5 protein-coding genes are annotated in these 5414 nt (G+C 73.6%); 1 reads left to right on the top strand and 4 read right to left on the bottom strand.

What is annotated here, in order from left to right; genetic code table 11:
- Positions 1-565 (bottom strand): MFS transporter (locus tag ACWDX9_RS59120; RefSeq protein WP_449972374.1); only part of this gene is annotated, 565 nt, incomplete at its 3' end.
- Between the two features lie 82 nt (positions 566-647).
- Between ACWDX9_RS59120 and ACWDX9_RS59115 the strand changes: the two genes are divergently transcribed.
- A complete protein-coding gene (locus ACWDX9_RS59115) occupies positions 648-1172 on the top strand; it encodes a winged helix-turn-helix transcriptional regulator (protein ID WP_449972371.1) in 525 nt (174 codons plus the stop codon).
- 6 nt (positions 1173-1178) lie between these two features.
- On the opposite strand, the gene ACWDX9_RS59110 is transcribed toward ACWDX9_RS59115, so the two are convergent.
- The 3 genes from ACWDX9_RS59110 to ACWDX9_RS59100 form a co-directional block, all read right to left on the bottom strand.
- Complete coding sequence (locus ACWDX9_RS59110; protein WP_449972369.1) at positions 1179-3461, bottom strand: bifunctional polysaccharide deacetylase/glycosyltransferase family 2 protein; 2283 nt, start codon at positions 3459-3461, stop codon at positions 1179-1181.
- A complete protein-coding gene (locus ACWDX9_RS59105; RefSeq protein ID WP_449972366.1) occupies positions 3458-3988 on the bottom strand; it encodes a hypothetical protein in 531 nt (176 codons plus the stop codon). The genes ACWDX9_RS59110 and ACWDX9_RS59105 overlap by 4 nt, the downstream gene beginning before the upstream one ends.
- A gap of 82 nt (positions 3989-4070) precedes the next feature.
- A partial coding sequence (locus tag ACWDX9_RS59100; protein ID WP_449972364.1) for an FAD-dependent monooxygenase occupies positions 4071-5414 on the bottom strand: 1344 nt, incomplete at its 5' end.

Raw genomic sequence — 5414 nt, 5'->3', positions numbered from 1 at the left:
CAACGGCCAGGACCGCGCCGGCGACGGCGATCAGGACGTGCACGCCGCGCCAGCTCCAGGCGGCGGCGATCGAGCCGGACAGCAGCGGCCCCAGGGCGATGCCCAGCCCCAGCATCGCGCCGTAGCGGCCGGTCACCCGGACGCGGTCCGGGCCGCCCGGGTAGGCGTGGCCGAGCATGCCCAGGCTGCCCGCCAGCATGGCCGCGCTCGCCCCGCCCTGCACCAGCCTGGCCACGACGAACATCACGGTGTTCACGGAGAGCGCCGCCAGCACGGCTCCGGCCGCCAGCGCCCAGGTGCCGGCGACGTAGGCGCGCCTGCGCCCGTGGTCGTCGGCGAGCCCGCCCGCGACCAGCAGGAGCGCGGACAGGCCGAGCGAGATCGAGTTCAGCATCCAGGCGGGACCGGTGGGACCCGAGCCGAGGTCGGCGGCGGCCTGGGACAGCGTGACCATCGGCACCGTGTAGTTGATCAAGGCGAGCAGCGCGGCGGCGCAGGCCGCCACGGCCACCGTGCCCGCCGCGTGCGGGGCCGCCGGGGCGGGAGCCGATCGGGTGAGTGTCACGGCGCCTCCTTGGTTCATTCATTGAACTGTGGAGGCACACGCTAACACGCCAAGGTTCAATGAATGAACTACCCTGGGGGTCATGGCGCTCGGCAAGAACTACGACGGCCAGGACTGCTCGCTCGCCCGCTCCCTGGAGCTGGTCGGCGAGCGCTGGACGATGCTCGTCGTCCGCGACGCCCTGTACGGCGTGCGCCGCTACGGCGACTTCCTGGCCCACCTGGACATCCCGCGGGCCGTGCTGTCCCAGCGCCTGACCACGCTCGTGGACGCCGGGGTCCTGCGCCGCCACCGCTACCAGGAGTCGCCGCCGCGCGAGGAGTACGTCCTGACCGAGATGGGGCAGGAGCTCTGGCCGGCCGCCCTCGCCCTGAGCAGCTGGGGCGAACGCCACCTGTCGGGCAAACCACGGCGGATCTTCTGCCACGTGCCCTGCGACACCAGGATCGACGGCTACGGCATGTGCCCGGCCTGCGGCGTCCGCCCCGAGCTGACCGAGATCGAGGTACGCCCCGGCCCCGGCGCCGACCTCCTCCGGGACGACCCCGTCAGCCGCGCCCTACGACGCCCGCACCGCATGCTCGAACCCCTGCCGCACACCGCCTGACGTGTCTCACCTCGCGTCCGCGAACCGCTCGGCGCCGTCGACCGCGTGCGGGGCCGGCGCCGCGGGCCCGGAGCCGCTGAAGGTGCCCTCCCGCCGTACGGTGTGCCAGCGCAGCCGCACGCCCAGCAGGGCCGTCGCCAGGGACTGGATGACCACGAGGTACATGAGCTGGCGGTAGACGAACTGCTGGAGCGGCAGCACCCAGAGCGCGGAGGCGCGTTCGCCGTCCAGGCGGAGCGCGTACCAGCCCGTCAGCGCCTGCACCACCACGAAACCGGCCCATACCGCGACGACCGGGAGCGGATCGCCCAGGACCGTGTTGTAGATCGCCATGAGGTCGACGACGGGGGCCAGCAACGGCAGCAGCACCTGGAAAAGCGCCAGGTAGCCGAGGCAGCGGCGGCCGAACGGGCCTGGTTCGAGGACGGCGCGCCGGTGCTTCCACATCGCCTGCACGGTGCCGTAGCACCAGCGGTAGCGCTGCTTCCACAGCTGGCCGAGCGAGGTCGGGGCCTCGGTCCAGGCCAGGGCCTTCTCCTCGTAGACCACGCGCCATCCGGCCCGGCACAGTGCCATGGTGAGGTCGGTGTCCTCCGCCAGCGTCTCCGCGCTCACCCCGCCCAGGGCCACGAGCGCCGAACGCCGGAACGCCCCGATCGCGCCGGGCACGGTGGCCATGCAGTCGAGCAGCTCGAAGGCGCGCCGATCGAGGTTGAAACCGATGACGTACTCGATGTGCTGCCAGCGCCCGATCATGCCGCGCCGGTTGCCGACCTTGGTGTTGCCGCTCACCGCGCCGACCGTGGGGTCGGCGAGCTGGCGGACCAGGTGGCCGATCGTGGCGGGTTCGAAGACGGTGTCGCCGTCCACCATGACGAGCAGCTCATGGGCGGCCTGGGCGATGCCGGTGTTGAGCGCGGCCGGCTTGCCGCCGTTGGGCCGGCGGATCACCCGTACGCCGGGCAGCCCCAGCGCCTGCGCCAGGTCGGCGGTGCCGTCGGTCGAGCCGTCGTCGACGACGAGGATCTCGAGCGGACCCTGGTACGTGGTCTCCACCAGCGACCGCACCGTCGCCTGGATCCCGGCCGCCTCGTTGTAGGCGGGCACGATCACGGTCACCGGCGGGGGCGCGGACCACACGGGCGCGCGGCCCTTGCGCCGCCTGCCGCCCCTGTTGCGGGCCGCGTGCACCCAGGCGAGCACGGCGAAGAAGCCGAGCCGCCCCACCGTGAGCGCTCCCGCGGCCAGCAGCACCCATGCCAGCACGCCGGCGAACGCCTCCGAAGCCCGCTGGGCCAGGTTGAGCGCGGAGCCGGCGAACCGTTCCGCGCCGCCGGCCGGCTGGTGCGCCGAGGGCATGCCGAGCGCGTGGGTCACCGTGACGGCGCGGTAGCCCTTGCCGTTCAGCTCCCGCAGGACGGCCCCGACGGCCTCGACGGTCTGCCGCCGGTCGCCACCCGAGTCGTGCATCATGACGACGGCGCCCCGGCCTCTGGCCGGCAGCGAGGACGCCACGATGTTCGCCGTCCCGGGGCGGCTCCAGTCCTTGGTGTCGAGGTCCGTCAGCGTGACGAGGTAGCCCTCGGCCGCCAGGGCCTTCATGCCGGCCCACTGCGGCCCGGAGATCGCCGCGGGGGTCGAGGAGTACGGCGGGCGGGCCAGCGTCGTGTGCAGCCCGGTCGCCCCCGCCAGCGCCCGCTGCGTCAGCGACAGCTCCAGCTTGAGCCGCCAGGCGGGCAGCGCCGCGAGGTCGGCGTGCGAGTAGGTGTGGTTGCCCAGCTCGTGCCCCTCGGCGACGATGCGCCGCGCCAGCTCCGGGTATTGCGCCACCTTGGAGCCGACGGTGAAGAAGGTCGCCTTGGCGCCGTACTTCTTCAGCATGTCGAGCACCTGCGGGGTCCACGCCGGGTCGGGGCCGTCGTCGAACGTCAGCGCGATGGTCCTGGCCGGCAGGCGGGCGCTGGCGGGCCCGTTCGCCGTGATGTTGAGGACGGGGCCGCCGTGCCGGACCTTCTCCAGCTCCGGGGTCGGGGAGTCCGTGGAGGGCGGAGGCGCCTGGGTCTCGCCGCCGACGTTGGTCACGTACCCGTTGAGCACCAGCGCGGCGGCGGCCAGCAGCATGCAGACGGCGAGTGGGAACCAGTGGCCCTTGGGGTCGGCCGGGGGTCTCGCGGTCGGCGCGGGCGGGTTGTGCGGCCGATCGTCGCCTTGCCGGGCGGTGTGGTCCTGCCAGGCGGGGAGCGGCGCGGCCGGCCAGACCAGCTTGTCGTGCCAGGGTGGGCCGTTCACTTCTTCGGGCCCTTCGTCCGGTTCGGATCGAGTCCCGGCGGCGTCCTGGTCGGGCCGGGCGCCTCGTTGTCCGCGGGGCCGGCTGTGGGATCGGCTGTGGGATCGGCTGTGGGATCGCTGCTCGGCGCCGGATCCGTGCTGGGCCGTGGCGTGGGCCGCGCCCGCTGCGTCGAGATCAGCCCGGACGTCGCCGACGGCCGGGCCCGGCCGGTGGCTCTGGGGGTCGGCCGGCCCGACGGCGGGCGGGTCGTCTCCGGGCGGGTCGCGGAGGGGGTCGGCCGCTCGGAGCGCTTCGGCGAAGGCGTCGGCGTGCGATCCGGCGAAGCCGTGCCGTCCGCCGCTCCTGAGCGGTCGCCCGGCCAGCCGTTCACCGAGAGGGTGGTGCTGGAGAACATTCCGGCGAGCACGACGGCGAGCAGCGCGAGAGCCAGGACGCTCGCCGCGATCGAGCCGATCATGATCAGCCTTCGACGCCGTCCACTCTGGTTGACGAAGACGGCTGTCGTGTTCTGTTGCTCAGGAGGCACGCGGAAATCGTAGTGACAGGGAGCAAACTAGAGAAACTAGGGCATTCTTGACATCAACCCCAAAGCAACCAGACATGCCCAGTCAGGGCCTCAGCCACGTGCCGAGGGCGGCCGTCAGCGTGACCGTGTCGGCGGGACCGGGGCCGGACGCCCACGCGACCGCTCCGTCCGGCCGGACGAGCGCCGCCGCCAGATCGTCGCGATCCTTCACGGTGGCCTCGACCACGTCCAGCGCCCCGCGCCACGGCCCCGCCGCCCGCTCGACCTCCGGCTGCGACGGCGCGTGGACGAGCAGCGCCCGCCCGCCCCCGCACAGCTCCGAGATCGTGCGGGTCTCCCCCGGACTCGTCACCAGCCGCAGGTCCGGGCAGGCGCGGCCGGTCAGCGGGTGCGTGGCCGGGTACGGGAACGCGTACCGGGCGCCGAGCCCGTTCAGCATCCGGCCGAAGTAGCGGTTGACGTCCGGGAGGTCGAGCAGGTCCGACACGATGTCGCGCATGGCCGCCACGTGCTCCCCCGGCAGCGACAGCGCGGACTGGGCGCGCGTGTTGTGCAGGACGGCGGCGCCGACGGGGTGACGTTCCGCGGTGTAGGTGTCGAGCAGACCCTCGGGGGCGCACCCGGCCACGGTGGCGGCGAGCTTCCAGCCCAGGTTGACGGCGTCCATGAGGCCGAGGTTGAGCCCCTGGCCGCCGCTCGGCGAGTGGACGTGGGCGGCGTCGCCGGCCAGCAGGACCCGGCCGATCCGGTACGTGACCGCCTGGCGCGCGCCGTCGGTGAACCGCAGCGGGCCGCGCACGCGCGCGATCTCGACGTCCACGCCCGTCACCCGGAGCAGGCTCTGGCGCATCTCCTCGGCGGTCAGCGGCAACCCGCGATCCTCGGGGAACCCGTCGAACTCGATCGTGGCCACCATCCCGGGCGCCCGCATCAGCCTGCCCGTGGAGGTCCAGCCCGACGCGGGGAGGCGGTCGAGGCCGGGGGCGTCGGTCAGGACCCGCCGTACGACGCTCGTGGGCTCGGTGCCGGGGAAGTCGAACCCGGCCAACTTGCGCACCGTCGAGCGTCCCCCGTCGCAGCCGACCAGGTACGGCGCGCAGAACCGCCGCTCCCCGGCCGGGGTGGCGACGGTGACGGTGACGCCGGAGTCGTCCTGTGCCAGGGCCATGACCTCGCACTCACGCATCACGACACCCTCGTCTCCAACGAACGAGGCGAGGACCCGTTCGAGGTCCCGTTGCCAGATCGGCGCGCCGACCCAGTCCGACTCCTCCTGCAGCGCGGGGTCGATCTTGAAGATCTGCGCGAAGTGCCCCTTCTCGCTGCCGTGGTCGCGCGCCTTGTCGGCAAGCCCCTGCTCCCGGTACGCGTCCAGGGCCCCGCCCAGCCCCCGGCGGCGCAGCGCCTCGGCGGCCAGCGGGCCGAT

It is taken from the genome of Nonomuraea sp. NPDC003201, assembly GCF_053590415.1.
Note: the sequence above shows the minus strand (reverse complement) of the source record. Positions and strands in the feature narration are given on the sequence as shown.